26 protein-coding genes and 1 pseudogene are annotated in these 21358 nt (G+C 60.6%); all 27 read left to right on the top strand.

Features of this window, described 5'->3' with window-relative positions; translation table 11 throughout:
* Nucleotides 1-6: 6 nt before the first annotated feature.
* Nucleotides 7-684, top strand: coding sequence for an HAD-IA family hydrolase (locus ACZ1HM_RS13120; protein WP_472743163.1), 678 nt, complete (start codon nucleotides 7-9; stop codon nucleotides 682-684).
* Nucleotides 681-1883 carry a DegT/DnrJ/EryC1/StrS family aminotransferase gene (locus ACZ1HM_RS13115; protein WP_472743162.1) on the top strand — a complete coding sequence of 401 codons (1203 nt, stop codon included), beginning with the start codon at nucleotides 681-683 and terminating at the stop codon, nucleotides 1881-1883. Before ACZ1HM_RS13120 ends, ACZ1HM_RS13115 begins: the two co-directional genes overlap by 4 nt.
* A gap of 171 nt (nucleotides 1884-2054) precedes the next feature.
* A complete protein-coding gene (locus ACZ1HM_RS13110) occupies nucleotides 2055-3218 on the top strand; it encodes an acyl-CoA dehydrogenase family protein (protein WP_472743161.1) in 1164 nt (387 codons plus the stop codon).
* 4 nt (nucleotides 3219-3222) lie between these two features.
* Nucleotides 3223-3462 carry a hypothetical protein gene (locus ACZ1HM_RS13105; protein ID WP_472743160.1) on the top strand — a complete coding sequence of 80 codons (240 nt, stop codon included), beginning with the start codon at nucleotides 3223-3225 and terminating at the stop codon, nucleotides 3460-3462.
* Between the two features lie 64 nt (nucleotides 3463-3526).
* On the top strand, nucleotides 3527-5044 hold the full coding sequence (locus ACZ1HM_RS13100; RefSeq protein WP_472743159.1) for an AMP-binding protein: 1518 nt from the start codon (nucleotides 3527-3529) through the stop codon (nucleotides 5042-5044).
* Complete coding sequence (locus ACZ1HM_RS13095; RefSeq protein WP_472743158.1) at nucleotides 5041-5496, top strand: lysozyme inhibitor LprI family protein; 456 nt, start codon at nucleotides 5041-5043, stop codon at nucleotides 5494-5496. The genes ACZ1HM_RS13100 and ACZ1HM_RS13095 overlap by 4 nt, the downstream gene beginning before the upstream one ends.
* A gap of 1 nt (nucleotide 5497) precedes the next feature.
* Nucleotides 5498-7102: a carboxyl transferase domain-containing protein gene (locus ACZ1HM_RS13090; RefSeq protein WP_472743157.1), complete on the top strand. Its 1605-nt coding sequence runs from the start codon at nucleotides 5498-5500 to the stop codon at nucleotides 7100-7102.
* 74 nt (nucleotides 7103-7176) lie between these two features.
* Entirely contained in the window at nucleotides 7177-9120 is a 1944-nt protein-coding gene (locus tag ACZ1HM_RS13085; protein WP_472743156.1) for an ATP-binding protein, read from the top strand.
* The gene (locus ACZ1HM_RS13080; RefSeq protein WP_472743155.1) at nucleotides 9117-9788 is read left to right on the top strand and encodes a glutathione S-transferase family protein; all 672 of its coding nucleotides are present in this window, start codon (nucleotides 9117-9119) and stop codon (nucleotides 9786-9788) included. Before ACZ1HM_RS13085 ends, ACZ1HM_RS13080 begins: the two co-directional genes overlap by 4 nt.
* A gap of 44 nt (nucleotides 9789-9832) precedes the next feature.
* On the top strand, nucleotides 9833-10690 hold the full coding sequence (locus ACZ1HM_RS13075) for a hydroxymethylglutaryl-CoA lyase (RefSeq protein ID WP_472743154.1): 858 nt from the start codon (nucleotides 9833-9835) through the stop codon (nucleotides 10688-10690).
* The gene (locus tag ACZ1HM_RS13070) at nucleotides 10683-11465 is read left to right on the top strand and encodes a crotonase/enoyl-CoA hydratase family protein (protein WP_472743153.1); all 783 of its coding nucleotides are present in this window, start codon (nucleotides 10683-10685) and stop codon (nucleotides 11463-11465) included. Before ACZ1HM_RS13075 ends, ACZ1HM_RS13070 begins: the two co-directional genes overlap by 8 nt.
* 63 nt (nucleotides 11466-11528) lie before the next feature.
* Nucleotides 11529-12074 (top strand): DUF4150 domain-containing protein, encoded by a 546-nt coding sequence (locus ACZ1HM_RS13065; RefSeq protein ID WP_472743152.1) that lies wholly within the window; start codon nucleotides 11529-11531, stop codon nucleotides 12072-12074.
* Nucleotides 12075-12279: 205 nt separating this feature from the next.
* Nucleotides 12280-12645: an NADH-quinone oxidoreductase subunit A gene (locus tag ACZ1HM_RS13060; protein WP_472743151.1), complete on the top strand. Its 366-nt coding sequence runs from the start codon at nucleotides 12280-12282 to the stop codon at nucleotides 12643-12645.
* Nucleotides 12636-13180: pseudogene (locus tag ACZ1HM_RS13055) on the top strand (NuoB/complex I 20 kDa subunit family protein). The gene ACZ1HM_RS13060 and the pseudogene ACZ1HM_RS13055 overlap by 10 nt, the downstream one beginning before the upstream one ends.
* Nucleotides 13177-13782: an NADH-quinone oxidoreductase subunit C gene (locus tag ACZ1HM_RS13050; RefSeq protein WP_472743150.1), complete on the top strand. Its 606-nt coding sequence runs from the start codon at nucleotides 13177-13179 to the stop codon at nucleotides 13780-13782. The pseudogene ACZ1HM_RS13055 and the gene ACZ1HM_RS13050 overlap by 4 nt, the downstream one beginning before the upstream one ends.
* Entirely contained in the window at nucleotides 13782-13955 is a 174-nt protein-coding gene (locus tag ACZ1HM_RS13045) for a hypothetical protein (protein ID WP_472743149.1), read from the top strand. Before ACZ1HM_RS13050 ends, ACZ1HM_RS13045 begins: the two co-directional genes overlap by 1 nt.
* 115 nt (nucleotides 13956-14070) lie before the next feature.
* Nucleotides 14071-15318 carry an NADH-quinone oxidoreductase subunit D gene (locus ACZ1HM_RS13040; RefSeq protein ID WP_472743148.1) on the top strand — a complete coding sequence of 416 codons (1248 nt, stop codon included), beginning with the start codon at nucleotides 14071-14073 and terminating at the stop codon, nucleotides 15316-15318.
* Complete coding sequence (locus ACZ1HM_RS13035; RefSeq protein ID WP_472743147.1) at nucleotides 15315-15440, top strand: hypothetical protein; 126 nt, start codon at nucleotides 15315-15317, stop codon at nucleotides 15438-15440. The genes ACZ1HM_RS13040 and ACZ1HM_RS13035 overlap by 4 nt, the downstream gene beginning before the upstream one ends.
* A 119-nt stretch (nucleotides 15441-15559) precedes the next feature.
* Entirely contained in the window at nucleotides 15560-16753 is a 1194-nt protein-coding gene (locus tag ACZ1HM_RS13030; protein ID WP_472743146.1) for an NADH-quinone oxidoreductase subunit E, read from the top strand.
* Nucleotides 16754-16787: 34 nt separating this feature from the next.
* On the top strand, nucleotides 16788-17690 hold the full coding sequence (locus ACZ1HM_RS13025) for an endonuclease (protein WP_472743145.1): 903 nt from the start codon (nucleotides 16788-16790) through the stop codon (nucleotides 17688-17690).
* Between the two features lie 18 nt (nucleotides 17691-17708).
* A complete protein-coding gene (locus ACZ1HM_RS13020; protein WP_472743144.1) occupies nucleotides 17709-17933 on the top strand; it encodes a DUF5337 domain-containing protein in 225 nt (74 codons plus the stop codon).
* Nucleotides 17934-17993: 60 nt separating this feature from the next.
* Nucleotides 17994-19289, top strand: coding sequence for an NADH-quinone oxidoreductase subunit NuoF (gene nuoF, locus ACZ1HM_RS13015; protein WP_472743143.1), 1296 nt, complete (start codon nucleotides 17994-17996; stop codon nucleotides 19287-19289).
* A gap of 2 nt (nucleotides 19290-19291) precedes the next feature.
* On the top strand, nucleotides 19292-19699 hold the full coding sequence (locus ACZ1HM_RS13010) for an MAPEG family protein (protein WP_472743142.1): 408 nt from the start codon (nucleotides 19292-19294) through the stop codon (nucleotides 19697-19699).
* A complete protein-coding gene (locus ACZ1HM_RS13005) occupies nucleotides 19684-20103 on the top strand; it encodes a hypothetical protein (RefSeq protein WP_472743141.1) in 420 nt (139 codons plus the stop codon). Before ACZ1HM_RS13010 ends, ACZ1HM_RS13005 begins: the two co-directional genes overlap by 16 nt.
* Nucleotides 20100-20591: a DUF3291 domain-containing protein gene (locus ACZ1HM_RS13000; RefSeq protein WP_472743140.1), complete on the top strand. Its 492-nt coding sequence runs from the start codon at nucleotides 20100-20102 to the stop codon at nucleotides 20589-20591. Before ACZ1HM_RS13005 ends, ACZ1HM_RS13000 begins: the two co-directional genes overlap by 4 nt.
* Nucleotides 20567-20824, top strand: coding sequence for a hypothetical protein (locus tag ACZ1HM_RS12995; protein ID WP_472743139.1), 258 nt, complete (start codon nucleotides 20567-20569; stop codon nucleotides 20822-20824). The genes ACZ1HM_RS13000 and ACZ1HM_RS12995 overlap by 25 nt, the downstream gene beginning before the upstream one ends.
* Entirely contained in the window at nucleotides 20821-21315 is a 495-nt protein-coding gene (locus ACZ1HM_RS12990) for a DUF3291 domain-containing protein (RefSeq protein WP_472743138.1), read from the top strand. Before ACZ1HM_RS12995 ends, ACZ1HM_RS12990 begins: the two co-directional genes overlap by 4 nt.
* Nucleotides 21316-21358 lie beyond the last annotated feature (43 nt).

Below are 21358 nucleotides of genomic sequence, written 5' to 3'. Positions count from 1 at the left end.
TGCGCTGTGAAGACAGTGGTTTTTGATCTGGACGGCACGTTGGCCGATACCAGTGGCGATTTGATCGCGGCAGCGAATGTCTGTTTCCGCCAGATGGGGGCCGGTGACATGCTGGATCCTGCAACGGACGCAGGGACGGCCCTGCGGGGCGGACGCGCGATGCTGACGCTGGGCTTGTCGCGGTTGGGGCGGGGCGGTGAAACGGAGACGATTGATGCGTATTATCAAACGCTGCTAGAGGCTTACGGCCAGGACATTGACCGCCACACGGTGCTTTATCCTGGGGCGATGGAGGCGGTGGCCGGGCTGAAATCTGCTGGATTTGGCGTGGCGATTTGCACCAACAAACCAGAAGGTCTGGCGGAAACGCTGATGCAGCGGCTGGGGGTGCGCGACGCCTTTGATGCGCTGGTGGGTGCAGACACGTTGCCGGTGCGCAAACCGGACCCTGAGCCGCTTTTTGAAAGCGCGCGGCGGGCTGGGGGCGACCCACAGAAATGCGTGTTGATTGGTGACAGCGATACCGATCGCAACACAGCCCGTGCAGCGGGCGTGCCATCTGTTTTGGTGACATTCGGCCCCGCGGGCGGGGATATGGCGGCGCTGGCACCTGAGGCGCTTTTGCATGATTATGCGGACCTGCAGGGGATTGTGGTGGATTTATTAGGAGCGGCTGACGCATGAGTGAGGTTTTCAAAGGCAGTTTCACGCAACAAGAACCGATCCCCGAGGCGGGGATTGAGGCGGCCGTCGCGGTCATGCGGTCGGGCCGGTTGCACCGCTATAACACGGCCCCCGGTGAGGTCGCGGAAACCGTCCTGCTGGAGCAGGAGTTTGCCGCCCAGATGGGGGTGAAATACTGTCTTGCCGTGGCCTCTGGCGGGTATGCGATGGCCACAGCTTTGCGTGCGGTTGGGGTGAAACCGGGCGATAGGGTGCTGACCAACGCCTTTACGCTTGCCCCGGTGCCGGGGGCCATTGCGGCCGTGGGCGCTGTGCCGGTTTTTGTGGGGGTAACCCCGTCGTTGGTGATTGACCTTGAGGATCTGGCGGCAAAGGCGGATCAGGCGGATGTTTTGCTGTTAAGTCACATGCGGGGGCATCTGGCCGATATGGACGCGCTGATGGCGCTGTGTGATGCGGCAGGGGTCACCGTGATTGAGGATTGCGCGCATACCATGGGGGCCGCGTGGAACGGGGTGCTGTCTGGCACGCAAGGCAAGGTGGGGTGCTATTCGTGCCAGACCTACAAGCATGTCAATTCCGGTGAAGGCGGGCTTTTTGTTACTGATGATGCAGAAGTGGCGGCCCGCGCGGTGATGCTGTCGGGCTCTTATATGATGTATGAGCGGCATTTGGCGGGCCCGCCTGCGGCGGCTTTTGATCAGATCCGGTATGAAACGCCAAACATTTCGGGGCGGATGGACAACCTGCGCGCCGCGATATTGCGCCCGCAGCTGGCGGATCTGGCCGCGCAATGTGCCCGCTGGAATGCGCGGTATTATGCGATTGAGGCGGGTTTGCGGGACACGCCGGGTCTGACCGTGATTGAGCGCCCGGAAGCGGAGACCATCGTGGGCTCTTCGATCCAGTTTCTGCTGGAGGGCTGGCAGGCAACAGCTGTGGAAGATCTGCTGGCGCGTTGTCTGAGCCGGGGGGTGGAGCTGAAGTGGTTTGGCGGTGCAGAGCCGCAGGGCTTTACCAGCCGCTATGACAGCTGGCGCTATGTCGACGCGCCGCGCATGCCAAAGAGCGATGCGGTGCTGGCCGGGATCGTGGACATGCGCGTGCCTTTGACCTTCAGCCTGGAGGATTGTGCGCTGATTGCGCGGATCATCAAGGCTGAGGTTGGTGCGGTGTTTCAGAGCGCAGAGGCTCTTTAGCCCGCACGGGCTGCATCGCCAGGTGGCGCGCAACGTCAGGTCCTCGCTTGGGGGGCGGGGTTGGAGAATGCTGCGGGTCTCACCCTCCCAGAGAGGGGGAATCGTTGACCAACGGGGCGGGGATCGCTACGTATTGAACAAGCGTTCATTAACCCGCGGAGGAGGGGGCTGATGTTTAATGCCAGTATGAAGTTTGATTTGGGCGAAGACATCGAGGGCATGCGCGACATGGTCCATCGGTGGGCGCAAGAGCGCGTAAAGCCCATGGCCGCGGAAATCGACAAGCAGAATGCATTTCCCTCAGAGCTTTGGACCGAGATGGGCGCGCTGGGCTTGTTGGGGATCACGGTTGGGGAAGACTATGGCGGCTCTGGCATGGGCTATGTGGCGCATACGGTTGCTGTTGAAGAAATCGCGCGCGCATCTGCGTCGGTGTCGTTGTCTTATGGCGCGCATTCCAACCTTTGCGTCAATCAGATCAAGCTGAACGGCACCGACGCGCAGCGCGCGCAGTTTTTGCCCAAGCTGTGTTCGGGCGAGCATGTGGGTGCCTTGGCGATGTCGGAGACATCGGCGGGCAGCGATGTGGTGTCGATGAAGCTGCGCGCAGAAAAGCGCAATGACCATTACCGTTTGAATGGCAACAAATACTGGATCACCAATGGGCCGGATGCCCAGACGCTGGTGGTCTATGCCAAGTCTGATGCGGATGCAGGATCCAAGGGGATCACCGCGTTTCTGATCGATAAGGATATGAAGGGTTTTTCCACCTCTGCGCATTTTGACAAGTTGGGCATGCGTGGGTCCAACACGGCTGAGCTGATTTTTGAAGATGTCGAAGTGCCGTTTGAGAATGTTCTGGGCGAAGAGGGCCGCGGCGTGGCTGTTTTGATGTCTGGCCTGGATTATGAGCGGGTTGTTTTGGCGGGCATTGGGCTGGGGATCATGGCCGCCTGTCTGGATGAGATCATGCCCTATATGGCTGAGCGTAAGCAGTTTGGGCAGCCCATCGGCTCTTTCCAGCTGATGCAGGGTAAGATGGCGGATATGTATACCGCGATGAATTCCGCGCGCGCCTATGTCTATAGCGTGGCCCAGGCCTGTGATCGGGGGGATGTCACGCGCGCGGATGCGGCGGCATGCTGTCTTTATGCCTCAGAGCAGGCGATGGTGCAGGCGCATCAGGCGGTGCAGGCCATGGGCGGTGCGGGCTATCTGAGCGACAACGCGGTGGGGCGCATTTTCCGGGATGCCAAGTTGATGGAAATCGGGGCGGGCACTTCAGAAATCCGGCGCATGCTGGTTGGGCGAGAAATGCTGGCGGCGATGGGCTAGGCCCGTGCCGCGCTGGCTGTGGTGGTTTCCTTTGGGCGTTTTGACGCTGGTGACGGGGCTTTTTGTCTACCGCGCGGGGTTTGTGGCATCCAACATGACGGAAACAGATGTCATCAACCACTATGCAGCACTTTATGTGGCTGAGGGGCCGGAGGGCGCGCAGGTGACCGATTGTGCTGCCATGCCTGATCCTGTTGGGGCGGCTTGGCTGATCATCCGCTGTGCAGGTGTCGGGGGGAGGTGACCCAATACAGGGTCGACCGGTTTGGCAGGGTGCTGCAAGACCCGCCACAGAGGGCGCCTGAGACATGAAGTTGCCGGGGCTTTCAGCGGATGGGGCCTGGGATGTGCCGGCTGCGTTGAACATGGCGGCGCAATGTCTGGCCCAGCCTGGCGCGCAGACCGCTATTGTTGATCTGACAGGTGCGCACCGCCGGGACGTCAGTTTTGCGGAGCTGGGTGAGAGGGTGGATGGATTGGCCCGTGCCTTGCGCGCGAAAGTGGCGCGGGGTGACCGCGTTGGCGTCCTGCTCAGCCAGTCGCCCTGGTGCGCGGCGGCGCATCTGGCGATTTGGAAGATTGGCGCGGTTTCCGTGCCGCTTTTTAAGTTGTTCCAACATGACGCACTGGCCTCGCGCATTCAGGATGCGGGCTGTGAGATTGTCTTGACCGATGTAGAAGGGGCCGCCCAGCTTGGAGATTTGGCCACGCCGTGGCTGGCAGAGACGGCAGGTGAGCCGGGTGAGGCCGTACCATTTTGCCAAACCAGCGCTGAAGATCCGGCAGTGCTGATCTACACCTCTGGCACCACCGGTAAACCGAAAGGGGCCTTGCACGCGCACCGTGTCCTCACTGGCCATCTGCCCGGTGTCGCGGTCAGCCATGATGGCTTGGGGCAGGCGGGGGATTGTTTGTGGACCCCGGCGGATTGGGCCTGGATCGGGGGGCTTTTTGACGTGTTGATGCCGGGGCTGGCGCTGGGCGTGCCGGTGGTGGCCACGCGGATGCCAAAGTTCTCAGTCGCTGGGTGCCAGCAGGTGATCGCGGCAGCCCAGGTGCGCAATGTCTTTTTCCCGCCAACAGCCCTGCGCATGTTGAAAGCGGAGGCGGCTGAGGTGCCAGGCCTGCGCACAGTGGCCAGCGGGGGCGAGCCGCTGGGTGCCGAAATGCTGGCCTGGGGGCGGGGTGCCTTTGGCCTGGAGATCAACGAATTTTATGGCCAAACGGAATGTAACATGGTCGTCTCATCCTGTGGGGCGGCCTTTGCGGCCAAACCGGGGTGCATCGGTAAACCCGTGCCCGGACATGAGGTTGCAGTGATTGATCCAGATGGCAACAGCACGACGCAGGAAGGCGATGTCGCGGTCAGACGCGGCTCTGCGGCGATGATGCTGCGCTATTGGAACAAGCCGGAGGCGACGGCACAAAAGTTTCGCGGCGATTGGATGCTGACCGGGGATCGGGGCATCTGGGAGGGCGCGTATCTGCGGTTTGTGGGGCGGGAAGACGACGTGATCACCTCAGCAGGCTACCGCATTGGGCCAGCTGAGATTGAAGATTGCCTGCTGACCCATCCAGATGTTGCGACCTGCGGTGTCGTCGGCAAACCCGATGCGCTGCGGACCGAGATTGTGAAAGCCTATGTGGTGCGCAAACCGCAAGCCACGGTCAGCGCGGAGGACTTGCAGGCTTGGGTGAAAGAGCGGTTGGCGCGGTATTCCTACCCGCGCGAAGTGAGCTTTGTAGAGAGCCTGCCGATGACCGTGACGGGCAAGGTGATCCGCAAAGAGCTCAAGGCACGCGCAGCAGCGGAGGGGACGGGATGAAAAGGGCGATGATGGCGGCGTTTTTATGTGCGGCAGGTGGCGTCTGGGCGCAAGCGGCGGATGCAAACCCGGTGCAGGCCTGCTTTGCTGAGGCCGGACCGGGGGAGGTTGCGCCGCCTTGCATTGGGCTGGCAGCAGATGCCTGTCAGGCCGCTGGGGATGACACGACCATTGGCATTGTCGGTTGTATCCAAGAGGAAACAGCGGCTTGGGATGCCTTGCTGAACCGCGAATATAAGGCCGTTCGCGCTGCTTTGACCGCACAGGATCCGGCCCTGGGCGATGTGTTGCGCGATGCGCAACGCGCCTGGATCGCGTACCGCGACGCGGAATGCGGGTTGGACTATGCCCGCTGGGGCGGCGGCTCTATCCGGCAGATCGTATTTGCCAATTGTATGATGCTGGAAACAGCGGAACGCGCGATCGAGTTGCGCGATAAGAAAGGCTATTGATGTGAAACTGTCCTCACAGGCGCTGCCCTCCTCTGACACCTTCAAGGCCAACACGGCTGCCCATCTTGCCGCCCTGGCTCAGGTGCGCGACGCGGCTGAGGCCGCAGCGCTGGGCGGCGGCGAGAAATCGCGCGCGCGCCATGAAAGCCGGGGCAAGATGCTCCCGCGTGAGCGGGTGTCGAACCTGCTTGATCCCGGCGCGCCTTTTTTGGAGGTCGGTGCAACGGCTGCACATGGGCTTTATGATGGGGCGGCCCCTTGCGCGGGTGTGATTGCGGGCATTGGGCGGGTGCAGGGCCAAGAGGTTATGGTTGTCTGCAATGATGCCACGGTGAAGGGCGGGACCTACTACCCGATGACTGTGAAAAAACATCTTCGCGCCCAAGAGATCGCCGAGGCAAACCATTTGCCCTGCATTTACCTCGTCGATTCCGGCGGGGCGAACCTGCCCAATCAGGATGAAGTGTTCCCCGACCGCGACCACTTTGGCGCGATCTTTTACAATCAGGCGCGCATGTCCGCGATGGGCATCCCGCAGATTGCAGTGGTGATGGGGTCTTGTACGGCGGGCGGGGCCTATGTGCCGGCGATGTCGGATGTGACCATTATCGTCAAAGAGCAGGGCACGATCTTTCTTGCTGGTCCCCCGCTGGTCAAAGCGGCCACGGGAGAAGTGGTCTCAGCCGAGGATCTGGGGGGCGGGGATGTGCATACCCGCCTGTCGGGGGTGGCGGATTACCTTGCCGAAGACGACGCCCACGCACTGGCGCTGGCGCGCCGTGCGGTGGCGCAGCTTAACCGCACAAAGCCAAGCACGGTGCAATGGGAAAGCCCTGAGCCGCCCGCCTATGACCCGGATGAAATGCTGGGCGTGGTGCCCGCCGATCTGCGTACGCCTTACGACATCCGAGAGGTGATCGCGCGGTTGGTCGATGGCTCACGTTTTGATGAGTTCAAGGCGCGCTTTGGCGAAACGCTGGTTTGCGGCTTTGCCCATCTCAAAGGCTGTCCCATTGGCATCATTGCCAACAACGGCGTGTTGTTTTCAGAAGCCGCGCAAAAGGGCGCGCATTTCATTGAGCTGTGTTCTCAGCGGCGCATCCCATTGGTTTTTCTGCAAAACATCACTGGTTTCATGGTGGGGCGGAAGTATGAAAACGAAGGCATCGCGCGGCATGGGGCCAAGATGGTGACGGCTGTGGCCACCACAGCCGTGCCCAAGATCACGATGCTTGTTGGCGGCTCTTTTGGGGCCGGAAACTATGGCATGTCCGGGCGCGCGTACCGGCCGCGGTTTTTGTGGACCTGGCCCAATGCGCGGATATCGGTGATGGGCGGGCCGCAAGCGGCGGGGGTGCTGGCCACCGTCAAGCGCGACGCGATTGAGCGCGGCGGCGGCAGTTGGTCGGACCAAGAAGAGGCCGCGTTCAAACAGCCCACCATTGATATGTTCGAGGAACAAAGCCATCCGCTTTATGCCTCAGCGCGGCTTTGGGATGACGGGATCATCGATCCGCGCAAATCCCGCGATGTGTTGTTTCTAAGCCTGTCGGCGTCGCTTTGTGCGCCGATTGAGCAAACCCGTTTTGGTGTGTTCAGGATGTGAGCGCAGGGATTTTCGGGGCGCTGCCCCGGACCCCGGAATTGTATTTGGAAAGATGAAGATGAGGGGACGGCGCGATGTTTGACACGATCCTGATTGCAAACCGGGGGGAGATTGCCTGCCGGGTGATGGAAACGGCGCGTGCTATGGGGGTGCGCTCAGTTGCGGTCTATTCGGACGCGGACGCGGGGGCCAAACATGTGGCTTTGGCGGATGTGGCGGTGCATATCGGCGGCTCAGCCCCGGCGGAGAGCTATTTGCGCGGCGATGTGATCATTCAGGCCGCTCTTGATGCAGGTGCCCAGGCGATCCATCCGGGCTATGGTTTTTTGTCCGAGAACCCTGATTTTGTGGCCGCGGTTGAGGCCGCCGGGCTGACATTTATTGGCCCCTCAGCCGATGCCATTCGCGCAATGGGACTGAAAGACGCAGCCAAAGCCCTGATGGTCGAGGCAGGTGTGCCGGTGGTGCCGGGGTATCACGGGACTGATCAGGATGACGCCTTGTTGGCGCAAGAGGCCGGCAAGATCGGCTATCCGGTGTTGATCAAGGCAGTCGCCGGGGGCGGCGGCAAGGGGATGCGCTTGGTTGAGGCTGAAGAGGGGTTTCAGGCGGCGCTCGACAGCGCGCGTTCGGAGGCAAAAACCGCCTTTGGCAACGCGGATGTTTTGGTGGAGAAATTCGTGGCCCAGCCGCGGCACATTGAGGTGCAGATTTTCGGCGACGGGCAGCGGGCGGTGCATCTGTTCGAACGCGATTGTTCGTTGCAGCGCCGACATCAGAAAGTGATCGAAGAAGCGCCCGCACCAGGCATGACCCAAGAGATGCGCGATGCGATGGGGGCTGCGGCGGTCCGGGCCGCCGAGGCGATTGGCTATAAAGGGGCAGGCACGGTTGAGTTTATCGTCGACGGCTCAGATGGATTGCGCCCCGATGGCTTCTTTTTCATGGAGATGAACACGCGGTTGCAGGTGGAGCATCCGGTCACTGAGATGATCACGGGTGTGGATCTTGTCGAATGGCAGTTGCGGGTGGCAGCGGGTGAGGCTTTGCCGGTCGCGCAGGACGCGCTTGCGATCTCAGGTCATGCCTTTGAAGCGCGGCTTTATGCAGAGGATGTGCCTGCGGGGTTTTTGCCAGCAACGGGCAGGCTGACGCATTTGCGCTTCACGCCTCAGACCCGGGCAGACAGTGGGGTGCGGGCTGGGGACACCATATCTCCTTTCTACGATCCGATGATTGCAAAGGTGATTGTACACGGGCCCACGCGGGCGGTCGCGCTGTCGAAGCTGCGCGCGGCTTTGGCCGGGGTTGAGGTGGGCGGCACTGTGACGAACCTGGCGTTTTTGGGTGCCTTGGCCGCGCACGAGGGGTTCGGGCGTGGCGAAGTGGATACAGGTCTTATTGCGCGCGATATTGAGGCGCTGACCCAGCCTGCGGCGGTCGCGCCGCGCCATGCGGCTTTGGCGGGGATGGCGGCCCTAGATCTGCTGGAACCTGGTGACATGGCCGGGTTTCATCTGTGGCGGCCCTTGCGGCGGCAGGTGATGCTATCCTGGGAAGGAGAGGCGCATCTCCTGAAGGTGCGCGTCATCGCGCCAGATCACCAGGTTTGGACAGTGGAGGGCCAGGAGGTGGAGGCCGTTCGGGCGGGCGCGGGCTGGCGCGTGGGCGGGGCACCTGCGGCACCTGTGGCGGTGCATGATGGTGTGCTGACGGTTTTTGAAAGCTACGGCATGACCTTTGAGGTTGTGGATCCGCTGGCCCAGGCCAGTGGGGCGGCGGGTGATGGCAACCTGATTGAAGCGCCAATGCCGGGCCTGGTGCGGCAGGTGGATGCGCAGGTGGGCGCGGCTGTAAAAGCGGGCGACCGGCTTGCCATCCTGGAGGCCATGAAGATGGAACATGCGCTTTTGGCGCAGCGCGATGGTGTGGTGGCAGAGGTGTTGGCCCAGCAAGGCGATCAGGTTGAGGCCGGTGCCGCCCTTGTGCGTCTTGAGCCAGAGGAGGCGGCAGCATGATCACCTTGCATCATTGCCCGCAGACCCGGTCGATGCGGTCGTTGTGGCTGCTTTATGAGCTGGAGGTGCCTTTTGAGGTGAAGGTCTATGCCTTTGACAAATCCCTGCGCGATCCAAGTTATCTGAGCCTGTCGCCGGCGGGCCGGGTGCCTGCCCTGGAGATCGACGGAGAGCGGATGTTTGAGACCGGGGCGATCACCGAATATTTGTGTGAGAGGTTCAGTCCGGATCATCTGGGCCGGTCTGTTGGCGCGCCGGATCGTATGGCCTGGCTGGTCTGGGTGCATTTTGCCGAAACCATCAGCCAGCATTTGGCCGCCCTCACGCAGCAACACATCGCCCTGCGCGAAGATCATATGCGCAGCCCCATCGTGATGAAACTAGAAGCCGCGCGGGTGGCGAAATGCTATGATGCGATTGAAGCGCGGTTGTCTACACCGGTGGAGAACCGCGACTATCTGCTGACGTCGGGCTTTTCTGCGGCAGATATTTCAGTGGGGCAGGCGGTCTATATGGGGCAGTTTTTCGTGAAGCTGGATCAGCATCCGGCGGTGGCGGCCTGGTTTGAACGGATATCGGCGCGGGCGGCGTTTCAAAAATCACTGCCGGCTCAGATGGGGATCTATGCGCAATCGTTCTATCCGCCTTGGCCGGTGGCTGAGGCTTAGGGTGATATGAGTTTTATTGGAAAGATGAAGCGGGGGGATGTGGCATGAGTATGGGGCCGTGCGAGATATTTGAGGTGGGTCCAAGGGATGGGCTGCAGAACGAGGCGCGCGATATTCCGGTGGCGGAAAAGATTGCGCTGGTAGACCGGCTGAGCGATGCGGGGTTTCGGCGTATTGAATGTGCGTCTTTTGTCTCGCCCAAGTGGGTGCCGCAGATGGCCTCTTCTGGTGCGGTGCTGGCGGGGATCAAGCGCGGGGATGGCATCCGCTATGCGGCGTTGACGCCCAACATGCGGGGGTATCAGGACGCGCTGGCAGCGGGGGCGGATGAGATTGCGGTCTTTGGCGCGGCCTCAGAAGGGTTCAGCCAGAAGAACACCAATGCCAGCATCGCCGAGAACCTGGCGCGGTTCCGGCCTTTGTTGGAGGAAGCCCGGCATATCGATTTGCCGGTGCGGGGCTATGTCTCATGTGTGGTGGATTGTCCCTATGACGGCCCTGTGGCCCCTGCGGCGGTGGCTGAGGTGGCGGATGCGCTTTTTGCGATGGGGTGTTATGAGATTTCATTGGGCGACACTATTGGTGCGGGCACGCCTGACCGGATTGCGCGGATGCTGTTGGCGGTGCGCGATGTGGTCCCGGTGGGGCGGCTGGCAGGGCATTATCATGACACGCACGGCCGGGCGATGGACAACATCGACGCCTCTTTGGCGCTGGGCGTGCGGGTTTTTGATGCCGCTGTGGGGGGCTTGGGTGGTTGCCCCTTTGCGCCGGGGGCTGCAGGCAATGTGGCGACAGAGGCGGTCAATGCGCATCTGACCGGGTTGGGGTATGAGACCGGGCTGGACCAAGCCGTGATCGAAGAGGCCGCAGCGCTGGCGCGGGGGATGCGCGATGTTTGAGACCCTGACGCTGGAGACCGATGCCCGTGGGGTGGCCACGCTGCGTTTGAACCGGCCTGACAAGCACAATGCGATGTCGGCCCAGATGCTGGAGGAGCTGACCCAGGCAGCAGTGCAGCTGGGGGCCGATGACACAGTGCGGGTCGTGATCTTGACGGGGGCGGGCAAGAGTTTTTGCGCCGGTGGCGATCTGGCCTGGATGCGGGCGCAACGCGAGATGGACCGCGCCACCCGTGCAACAGAGGCCGGCAAGCTTGCCGGGATGTTGGGCGCGCTCAACCGTTTGCCCAAACCGCTGATTGGCAAGGTGCAGGGCAACGCCTTTGGCGGCGGTGTGGGCATGGCGGCGGTCTGTGACGTAGCGATTGGTGTAGATGGGCTCAAGATGGGGCTGACGGAGACGCGGCTGGGGATCATCCCGGCCACGATCGGGCCTTATATCATCGCGCGCATGGGGGAGGGGCGCGCGCGGCGCGTCTTTATGTCCTCGCGGCTGTTTGGTGCGCAAGAGGCGGTCGCATTGGGGTTGCTGGCGCAAGCGGTGCCAGTGGAGGATCTGGACGCCGCGATTGAGGCAGAGGTGGTGCCCTATCTGAGCTGCGCACCGGGGGCCGTTGCGGCGGCCAAGAAGCTGGCGCAGGACCTGGGCGGGCTGGCGTCTGAGCAGGCAGTGGCGATGTCGATTGAGGCTTTGGCGGATCGCTGGGAGACGCCGGAGGCGGCTGAGGGGATTGATGCCTTCTTTGACAAACGCAAGGCGGCTTGGATGATCTGAACAATCTTTGCAATTTGCAAATTTGCACTTAGGCTTTGCATATTTGGCGAAAAGGAGGGGCTAATGGCCATCAACTTCAAGAAACCAGAGAAGAAAGACTTTACCCCGTCCAAGACGCTGCGTGAGGCGGTGGCCAAGACACAAAAGACACCAGCGGATACCAAGGCGCTGATCAAAGCGCAGCGCGAGCTTGAGGCGGCGGTTGAGGTTTTGGGCCAGGCGATGACGGCCTCTCATGCGGCGTGCGACAAGATGGTAAAGCTGGACCCGCGGGCGTGCAAAACAGAAAAGCCGCCTGCCGTGCCTATTCCCTATCCCAACTTTGCCAAAGTGGAGAAGGAAGCCAAGAACACAGCACAAGCGGCTGAAAAGGCGTTGAAAAAGGTCAAGGTCGCGCAGAAGAATTTTGAGCAAGTCGCTGACAAGGAGCTTAAGAAACTCAGCACCTATCAAAAATCGTCAGGCGATGCGGATGCCGGTGCCGCCAAGAAGGGCCTGGTGACGTCCAAGGCCAAAAGCAAGGCGTATTTCATTCAATGGAGCATGGATGTGAAGGCTGAGGGCAAGAACGTCACGCGCTTGTCTGATATTTTGACATCGAACCATTAACCCGGCGCGGCCCAACAGTGGGCTGCGCAGCCATGGGCACCGCCTCGGGCCCAGCATTCAGGCACCTGTGTAAAAACCCCCGCCTGCGACGGTTTTACAATCCTGATCCCGTTGACCCTTCTGAGCGATAGCGGTAGACCGTTTTCAGACGTTCAGCCAGCGTCCACACCAGCCATGTGGACGGCACAGCCAAAAGGAGCCTCCCTTGGACGATATGCTGCGGGAATACCTGCCGATCCTGATGTTTCTTGGCGTGGCGATAGGGTTGGGGTTGGTCCTGATCTTGGCGGCCGTTGTGCTTGCCGTGCGCAACCCGGATCCTGAAAAAGTCTCGGCTTACGAATGCGGGTTCAACGCCTTTGACGATGCGCGGATGAAGTTTGACGTGCGCTTCTACCTCGTCTCCATCCTGTTCATCATTTTTGATCTGGAAATTGCTTTCCTCTTCCCCTGGGCTGTCGCGTTCAAAGACATCTCAATGGTCGGGTTTTGGTCAATGATGGTGTTCCTGGCCGTGCTGACGGCGGGCTTTGCCTATGAATGGAAAAAAGGAGCGTTGGAATGGCAGTAACCGACGCAGGCGCATACGGTGGCAACACCGCAGGTGCGGACAAAGATGCAGGCGCGCGGGCGATCAACGATGCGCTGCAAGACAAGGGTTTTCTGGTCACCTCCTCCGCGGATGTGATCAACTGGGCGCGTACAGGCTCGCTGCACTGGATGACTTTCGGGTTGGCCTGCTGCGCGGTTGAGATGATGCACACCTCCATGCCGCGCTATGACCTGGAACGCTTTGGCACGGCCCCACGGGCCTCCCCCGCCAGTCGGATCTGATGATCGTGGCGGGCACGCTGACCAACAAAATGGCACCCGCGCTGCGCAAGGTCTACGACCAGATGCCAGAGCCGCGCTATGTGATCTCCATGGGGTCTTGTGCCAATGGCGGCGGCTATTACCACTATAGCTATTCCGTGGTGCGCGGCTGTGACCGGATCGTCCCGGTCGACATCTATGTGCCAGGCTGCCCGCCCACGGCAGAGGCGCTGCTTTATGGGATCCTCCAATTGCAGAAAAAGATGCGCCGGACAGGGACAATTGTAAGATGAGTGACGCGCTGCAAGAACTTGGGGCCTACATTGAGGCCAAGCGCCCGGATTGCGTGCTGGCCTGGGATGTCACCCATGATGAGCTAAACCTTGACGTCACGCTGACCAACATCGCGCTGCTGACCGAGTTTCTGAAATCAGACCCGACGTGCCGTTTCTCCACTCTCGTTGATATTACGGCGGTGGATTACGCGGGCCGCGCCAAACGCTTTGACGTCGTCTACCATTTCCTGTCCATGTACCAAAACCAGCGCATCCGGCTGCGTGTGGCTGTGCGGGAAAAGGACATGGTGCCCAGCCTTGTGGATGTGCACCCCAGCGCCAACTGGTTTGAGCGTGAAGTCTTCGATATGTTCGGCATCCTGTTCTCAGGTCACCCTGATCTGCGCCGCATTCTGACGGATTACGGTTTCCGTGGCTATCCGCTGCGCAAGGATTTCCCAACAACGGGCTACACCGAGGTGCGCTATGACGAGGCGCAAAAGCGCGTGGTCTATGAGCCGGTGAACCTGGTGCAGGAATACCGCCAGTTTGACTTTATGAGCCCCTGGGAAGGGGCGGAATACATCCTGCCGGGTGATGACAAGGCGGAGGCAAGCTGATGGAGGGCTTTTGGTGGCTGATCCTTTCGGCGCTGACGGCCATCCCCATGGTGAAACTGCTGCCGTTCTTTGGCATCAACAAATACTGGGCGGCGGTCTGTCTTGTGCCGCTGGGCACCATCGCGCTGCTGTGGTGGATGGGCCTTAAACTGCAAGAGTTGGAGAAACTGTGATGATTAAGTTTCTGGAAGAATTGATTGCAGACCTGATGGGGGCCCGTGACAACGTGGCGATCCCGGTGCGGGCGGAGGATAAGCGCCCGAATGACAAGCTCTTGAAAGGGCGCAAATGATGGACGGCGATATTCGCACCAACACCTATGATGACGGCTCAGTTGATGCGGTCACTGGGGAACAGAAGATCCGCAATTTCAACATTAACTTTGGTCCGCAACACCCTGCGGCACATGGCGTTTTGCGCCTGGTGCTTGAGCTGGACGGCGAGATTGTAGAGCGTTGCGATCCCCACATCGGCCTGCTGCACCGTGGCACCGAAAAGCTGATGGAAAGCCGGACGTATCTGCAAAACCTGCCGTATTTCGACCGGCTCGATTACGTGGCCCCGATGAACCAGGAACACGCCTGGTGTTTGGCCATTGAAAAACTGACCGGCACGCAAGTGCCGCGCCGCGCCTCGCTGATCCGCGTGCTCTTTTGCGAGATTGGCCGCGTGCTGAACCACCTGCTGAACATCACCACGCAGGCGTTGGACGTGGGCGCGCTGACCCCGCCGCTGTGGGGTTTTGAAGAGCGTGAGCAGCTGATGGTGTTCTACGAACGGGCCTGCGGTGCGCGTCTACACGCGGCCTATTTCCGCCCCGGAGGCGTGCATCAGGACCTGCCGGATGCGCTCTTGGATGATATGGAGGCCTGGGCGGAGCAGTTCCTAACTGGCTTCATGGTCGACATCGACACGCTGCTGACCGAAAACCGCATCTTCAAACAGCGCAACGTGGATATCGGCGTGGTGAGCGAGGAAGACATCCTCAACTACGGCTTTTCTGGCGTAATGGTGCGCGGCTCTGGCCTGGCCTGGGATCTGCGCCGCGCGCAGCCCTATGAATGCTACGATGAGTTTGAGTTCCAGGTGCCGGTGGGCAAGAACGGCGATTGTTATGATCGCTATCTGTGCCGCATGGAAGAGATGCGCCAGTCCACTTTCATCATCCAGCAGGCGATTGCCAAACTGCGCGCGCCTGAGGGGCAGGGCGATGTCTTGGCACGTGGCAAGATCACACCGCCCAGCCGCTCTGACATGAAGCAAAACATGGAAAGCCTGATCCACCACTTCAAGCTTTATACCGAAGGCTTCCACGTCCCTGAGGGCGAGGTTTATTGCGCGGTTGAGGCCCCCAAGGGCGAATTCGGCGTCTATCTGGTGGCCGATGGCACCAACAAACCCTACCGCGCCAAGCTGCGCGCGCCGGGGTTCTTGCACCTGCAGGCGATGGACCATGTCTCCAAGGGGCATCAGCTGGCTGATGTGGCCGCGATCATCGGCACCATGGACGTGGTGTTCGGAGAGATTGACCGGTGAGCAGCACGGCTCAGGCGGACCGGGCACCGGTTGGTTTGATCGGGGTGGCTGTGGTCCTGACGGGCAAGGTTTTGACGCGGCGTGACAAAGGGGTGGGCGTTTCAGCGCCCATGCGCGCATGAACGCGGTGGGCCTGCGAAGCTTAGGCCCGAAGACAACACTGGCTGACCAGCACGGGGGCCATATGACATACACAAGCGGCGCGGATGCTGCTGGAACTGAGAACTAGGACTGGACTTCGATGCTAAGACGCCTCCACCCAGAACAACCCGACAGCTTTGCGTTTACCCCCGCCAATCAGGCGTGGGCTGAGGCGCAGATCACCAAATATCCCGAGGGGCGTCAGGCCTCAGCGATCATCCCGCTGTTGTGGCGCGCGCAAGAGCAGGAGGGCTGGCTCAGCCGTCCTGCGATTGAACATGTCTCAGAGATGTTGGGCATGGCCTATATCCGCGGGCTTGAGGTGGCGACGTTCTACTTCATGTTCCAGCTGCAACCGGTTGGTTCTGTGGCACATATCCAGATTTGCGGCACCACGTCCTGCATGATCTGCGGGGCCGAAGATCTGGTGTCGATCTGCAAAGAGAAAATCGCGCCGAACGCCCATCAGCTTTCCGCGGATGGCAAATTTTCCTGGGAAGAGGTCGAATGTCTGGGGGCCTGTTCCAACGCGCCGATGGCCCAGATCGGCAAAGACTATTACGAAGATCTGACGGGCGATAAGCTCATCGCGCTGCTGGACGATCTGGCCGCAGGCAAGGTGCCCACGCCCGGGCCGCAGAACGGGCGGTTCGCGGCAGAGCCTTTAGCCGGTCTGACCAGCCTCAAAGACCACGACAGCGGCAAGACGCAGTATAACGCCTCCGCCCAGCTGGCGGTCGATATTGGCGACACGGTCAAGCGCATCGACGGCACTGAGGTGCCTTTGCTGGCCCCGTGGCAAGGCAAGGCCGCCAACACCGGCAAGAAGCCTGCCGCGAAATCCGCAGGATCAGCAAAATCCGCAGGGTCCGCGAAGGTCTCAGAAAAGATCGCGGCGGCGGCGGAAAAAGCCACCTCCAAAGCCAAGCCTAAAGCCGCCGCAAAGGGGGCAGAGGCCAAAAAGCCTGCCGCTGATACCGCTGCGGCAGGGGCGGGCAAAAAGCCCCGCACCATGAAAGCGCCGCGCAAGGCTGGGGCGGATGATCTTAAGTTGATCAAGGGTGTAGGCCCAAAGCTGGAAAGCATGCTACACGGAATGGGCTTTTTCCATTACGACCAAATCGCCAAGTGGGGCGAGGCGGAAGTGGCATGGGCGGATCAGAACCTTGTTGGGTTCAAAGGTCGCGTCAGCCGAGACAACTGGGTGGGACAAGCGCAGAAGCTAGCGGCAGGGGAAGTGACAGCCTTTGCTGCCAAAGCCCAAAAAGACGGGCGCTATGAGGGCGACACCTAAAAGGTCTGCCCCACCAAGAGGGAAGTGAACGATTATGTCGAATAAGCAAGGTAGCTTTGATTGTGCGGTGATCTGCTGGGGGATCGCTGGGGTGATCGGGTTGATCGCCATGTTGGTCCTGTATTTTGTAACTGGTTTTGATGGCAATCAGGCATTCTTTACCGGCGGCGCGATAGGATTTGTTGTGGGCTTGGTGTTGAGCCTGTTCGTCTGCCGGGGGCAGACAGCGGCGGCGGACCTGGCCGCGGATGAAAAACCAGCCCAGCGTTACGCACGTGAAGCGGCAGAAGCAAAAGCAGCCCGCGAAGGCGCTGCGGCCCCTGCGGCAGCAGCGGCGGCAGCGGCGCCATCTGCCCCGGCGGCAGACCCTGCACCGGCAGCAAATGATGCACCAGCCGCCAGCAGCGCCGCTTCAGCGGCGGCACCAGCAGCTGCGGCCGCATCTGCGGCGTCAGCGTCCTCTGTCATCAAACCGTCGGCGTCCTTGCCCGGTGAGGCCGAGCTTGCCGAACGCAAAGGCGCGTGGAAATACGAAGGCGATGCGGCGGAAAAGAAGCCCGCCAAGAAGAAAGCTGCGGCCAAGAAGGCACCTGCCGAAAAGGCCCCCGCGAAAAAGGCACCTGCGAAAAAAGCGGCGGCCAAAGACAGCGCGCCGGCGGCGTCCGGCGGCGACACACCAATGCTCTATACCGCGCCGCCGGCTGAGGGTGCGGATGATCTCAAGCTGATCAGCGGCGTTGGTCCCAAGCTGGAGCAAACCTTGAACGACATCGGCATCTACCGGTTTGATCAAGTGGCCGCATGGGGTGCCAGCGACATCGCTTACGTCGATGATCGTTTGCGGTTTAAGGGCCGCATTGAACGGGACGATTGGATGGCCCAGGCGAAAATCCTGGCCGCAGGCGGCGAGACTGAGTTCTCAAAGCGTAAAAAGTAAACGAACGGGCGCTGCGACATGGCAAAGCACGGCGATACCCCTTTGGCAAAAAAAGGCCAGACCGTCGGTCTGGTCATTGCCATTACGATGGTATTGTGGCTGATCGCGAATATCGCAGGGCCCGCACTTGGGTTACCGGGGCGCTATGCGCTTTTGTTTGATTTTGCCGCTCTGGCGGCGCTCTTTTGGGCCATGGTGGTCATCTACCAGATGTGGCAGGCCCGACAGGACGAAAAGAAATAGCACTTAGGTGCAGGATGCATTGGCCCCAGCCAGGGCCGTTTGAGAAGAGTAGGTAGGGACATGCTTGCAGATCAGGACCGGATTTTCACCAACATCTACGGGATGCATGACCGGACGTTGGCGGGTGCCAAGGCGCGGGGCCATTGGGATGGCACAGCAGGCATCATCAAAAAGGGTCGCGATTGGATTGTGGACCAGATGAAAGCTTCTGGCCTGCGTGGACGCGGCGGGGCGGGCTTTCCCACCGGTCTGAAGTGGTCCTTCATGCCCAAGGAAAGCGATGGCCGCCCGGCATATCTGGTGGTGAACGCCGACGAATCTGAGCCCGGCACCTGCAAAGACCGCGAGATCATGCGCCATGATCCGCACACGCTGATCGAAGGCTGCCTGATCGCCAGCTTCGCGATGAATGCGAACGCCTGCTACATCTATATCCGCGGCGAATACATCCGCGAGCGTGAAGCGCTGCAAGCTGCCATTGATGAGGCTTATGACGCGGGCCTTCTGGGCAAGAACGCCGCCAAATCCGGCTGGGATTTTGACCTCTATCTGCACCACGGGGCAGGGGCCTATATCTGCGGCGAAGAAACGGCGCTGTTGGAAAGCCTTGAGGGTAAAAAGGGCATGCCCCGCATGAAGCCGCCGTTCCCGGCGGGTGCGGGCCTTTATGGCTGCCCGACCACGGTGAATAACGTGGAATCGATTGCTGTGGTGCCGACAATCCTGCGCCGCGGCCCCGAATGGTTCGCAGGCTTTGGCCGCCCCAACAACGCGGGCACCAAGCTTTTTGCCATCTCCGGGCACGTCAACAACCCATGTGTGGTTGAAGAGGCGATGTCGATCACCTTTGAAGAGCTGATTGAGACCCATTGCGGCGGCATTCGCGGCGGTTGGGATAATCTCAAGGCGGTGATCCCGGGTGGATCTTCGGTACCGATGATCCCCGGCAAGGACATGAAAGACGCGATCATGGATTTCGATTATCTGCGCGAGCAGCGGTCAGGTCTGGGCACAGCGGCGGTGATTGTCATGGACAATTCTACTGACGTGATCAAAGCGATCTGGCGTCTGTCCAAGTTCTACAAACACGAAAGCTGTGGCCAGTGCACGCCGTGCCGCGAAGGCACCGGCTGGATGATGCGGGTGATGGACCGTCTGGTGACCGGCGATGCGGAGCCTGAGGAAATCGACATGTTGCTCGATGTGACCAAACAGGTTGAGGGCCATACGATCTGCGCCCTGGGGGATGCAGCGGCTTGGCCCATTCAGGGTCTGATCCGTCACTTCCGGGATGAGATTGAGGACCGCATCAAACACAAACGCACCGGCCGCGTCAGCGCGGTTGCGGCGGAATAGGCGTGGCGGCGTTTGACGCCTACAGCCACGCCATCGCGTCGCTGGCGTTTTGGGGGCTGATCATGATCGCCCTGTCGATGATCTCCACCGGGGGCAAGGTGCCAAAGGACCGTGCCGAAAGCGGTCTGCCCAAACGCGATTACAGCAATGAGGCCTATCGCCGTCACCGGGCGTTTCAGAACGCCATTGAAACCTCGCCCGCCTTTATTGCGACCACGCTTGCCGCCATCTTGGCGGGGGCCAGCCCGCTCTTGGTGAATATCTTTGCCTCGCTCTTCATCATCTCACGACTGGCGATGGCCTATGTGCATGTGAAGACGGAAAACCAACCACTGCGCTCTGCGTGCTTTGGTTTTGGCTGGTTGATGATCATCTTTCAGGCGCTTGCCGCGTTGTGGGCCGCATTTTGATCCGGCGCTGGGGCATGGCGGTCTGCCTTGCCCTGATGCCGGTCGCGGGCGCCACCCAGGGCAAAGCACCGGCCCCTGAATTTGCGGTGGCCTATAATTTCCAGGAAACCCTTGCACGGCTCTTTGCGCAGGATTGCGCGAACCTGTCGTTTGATCATGATGGGTTTGATCGCCATGTCCGCGCGCTTTTTGCTGAATATAGTGACCGGGGCCATCATTCCCGCCGCATCCAAGAGCTGTTTGCGCCGATTCAGCCCGCGCGGTATGAACCCTATTTTGAGGCGTTCATCGAAAAATATGACCTGAACGCCGATACCCCGGATGCGGTTTGGTGTGCTGCCGGTGTGGCAGAGGCGGAATGGCGCACGCCCATCGGGCGTATGTTGAGGATTGAGAGCAAATGAAACAACCTGCTGACCATCACTTGGCCGAGTTTAATCTTGGCGTTCTCAAATACGATTGGGACGATCCGCGTGTGGCTGATTTCCAGAACGGGTTGGATCTGGTCAATGGCGTTGCCATGCGCAGCGCGGGCTTTGTCTGGATGCTGGACGGGGACGGGATGGAAGCGGCCCAACTTGACCCCAATGGCGCGCTTGGCGGAAACCCCCGAACCGCAAGCACGTTGAGCGTTTGGGAAGATGCTGCCAGCTTGGAACACTTTGTCTGGAACACCGTGCACAAACGGTTCTACGACCGCAAAGCCGAATGGTACGATCACACCGACGCGGTGCGGCTGGTGATGTGGTGGGTGCCCGCCGGGCACCGGCCCACGGTGGATGAGGCAATGGAACGCATTCGGCACTTGGAACAACACGGCCCCAGTGAATTTGCCTTTGGCTGGGCGGCGTTGCAGGATGCACAACAGTGGAAACACAAAGCCTGCGGATGAGAGGGATCATGGGCAAGCGGATGTTTGAAGCAACCTATGCTTTCGTGGCGTGCCTTTTGACCGTTGTGGCCTTTGGTTTTGCGCTTTGGGCCAGCCATCAGGCCATCACCTACGGGTTGGCACCGCCTTTGGGATATATCGCCCTTGCGGGCCTGGCGTTGGTGGGGGTGAACCTTGCCGTGTCGCTGCTGCGCCACGCGATCAAAGTGCTTAGAACAGGAGAAACCTCATGACCGACATGCATTTGGCTGAACTAAACGTTGGCCGGCTTTTGGCCCCGACAGAGGATCCGCGTGTGCAGGAGTTCATGGAAAACCTCGACCGGATCAATGGGCTGGGCAAACGGATGCCGGGGTTTGTGTGGATGATGGAAGGCTCAGGTGAGCCGGGGACCGGCAACACCGAGGCCAAGATTGACGGCGATCCGCAATATGTGTCGAATCTCACCGTGTGGGAAAGTGTCGAAACCCTCGAGACCTTCGTGTGGGGCACCATCCACAAGCAGTTTTATGAGCGTCGCCAGGAATGGTTTGAAGTGATGGGGGACATGCATTTCGTGATGTGGTGGGTGCCAAAAGGGCACCAGCCGACGTTGCAAGAGGCTCTGGAACGGTTGGACCATCTGCGCGCACATGGCGATAGTGATCATGCTTTCGGCTGGTCGCACCTGAAAGAAGCGCAGCTGCACAAATCGCACGGCTGCCGCCCGGCGGTGCCTGCGTGAACGCAGTCCTTGCCGCAGCGGGACAAGGCGGGTAACACATGGC

It is taken from the genome of Sulfitobacter sp. GN1-4, assembly GCF_055693825.1.
Note: the sequence above shows the minus strand (reverse complement) of the source record. Positions and strands in the feature narration are given on the sequence as shown.

What these genes read in the sequence shown, in the direction of transcription:
- ACZ1HM_RS13115 (WP_472743162.1), top strand. Translation starts at nt 681, where the DNA reads ATGAGTGAGGTTTTCAAAGGCAGTTTCACGCAACAAGAACCGATCCCC.
- ACZ1HM_RS13110 (WP_472743161.1), top strand. Translation starts at nt 2,055, where the DNA reads ATGTTTAATGCCAGTATGAAGTTTGATTTGGGCGAAGACATCGAGGGC.
- ACZ1HM_RS13100 (WP_472743159.1), top strand. Translation starts at nt 3,527, where the DNA reads ATGAAGTTGCCGGGGCTTTCAGCGGATGGGGCCTGGGATGTGCCGGCT.
- ACZ1HM_RS13095 (WP_472743158.1), top strand. Translation starts at nt 5,041, where the DNA reads ATGAAAAGGGCGATGATGGCGGCGTTTTTATGTGCGGCAGGTGGCGTC.
- ACZ1HM_RS13085 (WP_472743156.1), top strand. Translation starts at nt 7,177, where the DNA reads ATGTTTGACACGATCCTGATTGCAAACCGGGGGGAGATTGCCTGCCGG.
- ACZ1HM_RS13080 (WP_472743155.1), top strand. Translation starts at nt 9,117, where the DNA reads ATGATCACCTTGCATCATTGCCCGCAGACCCGGTCGATGCGGTCGTTG.
- ACZ1HM_RS13075 (WP_472743154.1), top strand. Translation starts at nt 9,833, where the DNA reads ATGAGTATGGGGCCGTGCGAGATATTTGAGGTGGGTCCAAGGGATGGG.
- ACZ1HM_RS13070 (WP_472743153.1), top strand. Translation starts at nt 10,683, where the DNA reads ATGTTTGAGACCCTGACGCTGGAGACCGATGCCCGTGGGGTGGCCACG.
- ACZ1HM_RS13065 (WP_472743152.1), top strand. Translation starts at nt 11,529, where the DNA reads ATGGCCATCAACTTCAAGAAACCAGAGAAGAAAGACTTTACCCCGTCC.
- ACZ1HM_RS13050 (WP_472743150.1), top strand. Translation starts at nt 13,177, where the DNA reads ATGAGTGACGCGCTGCAAGAACTTGGGGCCTACATTGAGGCCAAGCGC.
- ACZ1HM_RS13045 (WP_472743149.1), top strand. Translation starts at nt 13,782, where the DNA reads ATGGAGGGCTTTTGGTGGCTGATCCTTTCGGCGCTGACGGCCATCCCC.
- ACZ1HM_RS13040 (WP_472743148.1), top strand. Translation starts at nt 14,071, where the DNA reads ATGATGGACGGCGATATTCGCACCAACACCTATGATGACGGCTCAGTT.
- ACZ1HM_RS13030 (WP_472743146.1), top strand. Translation starts at nt 15,560, where the DNA reads ATGCTAAGACGCCTCCACCCAGAACAACCCGACAGCTTTGCGTTTACC.
- ACZ1HM_RS13025 (WP_472743145.1), top strand. Translation starts at nt 16,788, where the DNA reads ATGTCGAATAAGCAAGGTAGCTTTGATTGTGCGGTGATCTGCTGGGGG.
- ACZ1HM_RS13020 (WP_472743144.1), top strand. Translation starts at nt 17,709, where the DNA reads ATGGCAAAGCACGGCGATACCCCTTTGGCAAAAAAAGGCCAGACCGTC.
- nuoF (WP_472743143.1), top strand. Translation starts at nt 17,994, where the DNA reads ATGCTTGCAGATCAGGACCGGATTTTCACCAACATCTACGGGATGCAT.
- ACZ1HM_RS13000 (WP_472743140.1), top strand. Translation starts at nt 20,100, where the DNA reads ATGAAACAACCTGCTGACCATCACTTGGCCGAGTTTAATCTTGGCGTT.
- ACZ1HM_RS12990 (WP_472743138.1), top strand. Translation starts at nt 20,821, where the DNA reads ATGACCGACATGCATTTGGCTGAACTAAACGTTGGCCGGCTTTTGGCC.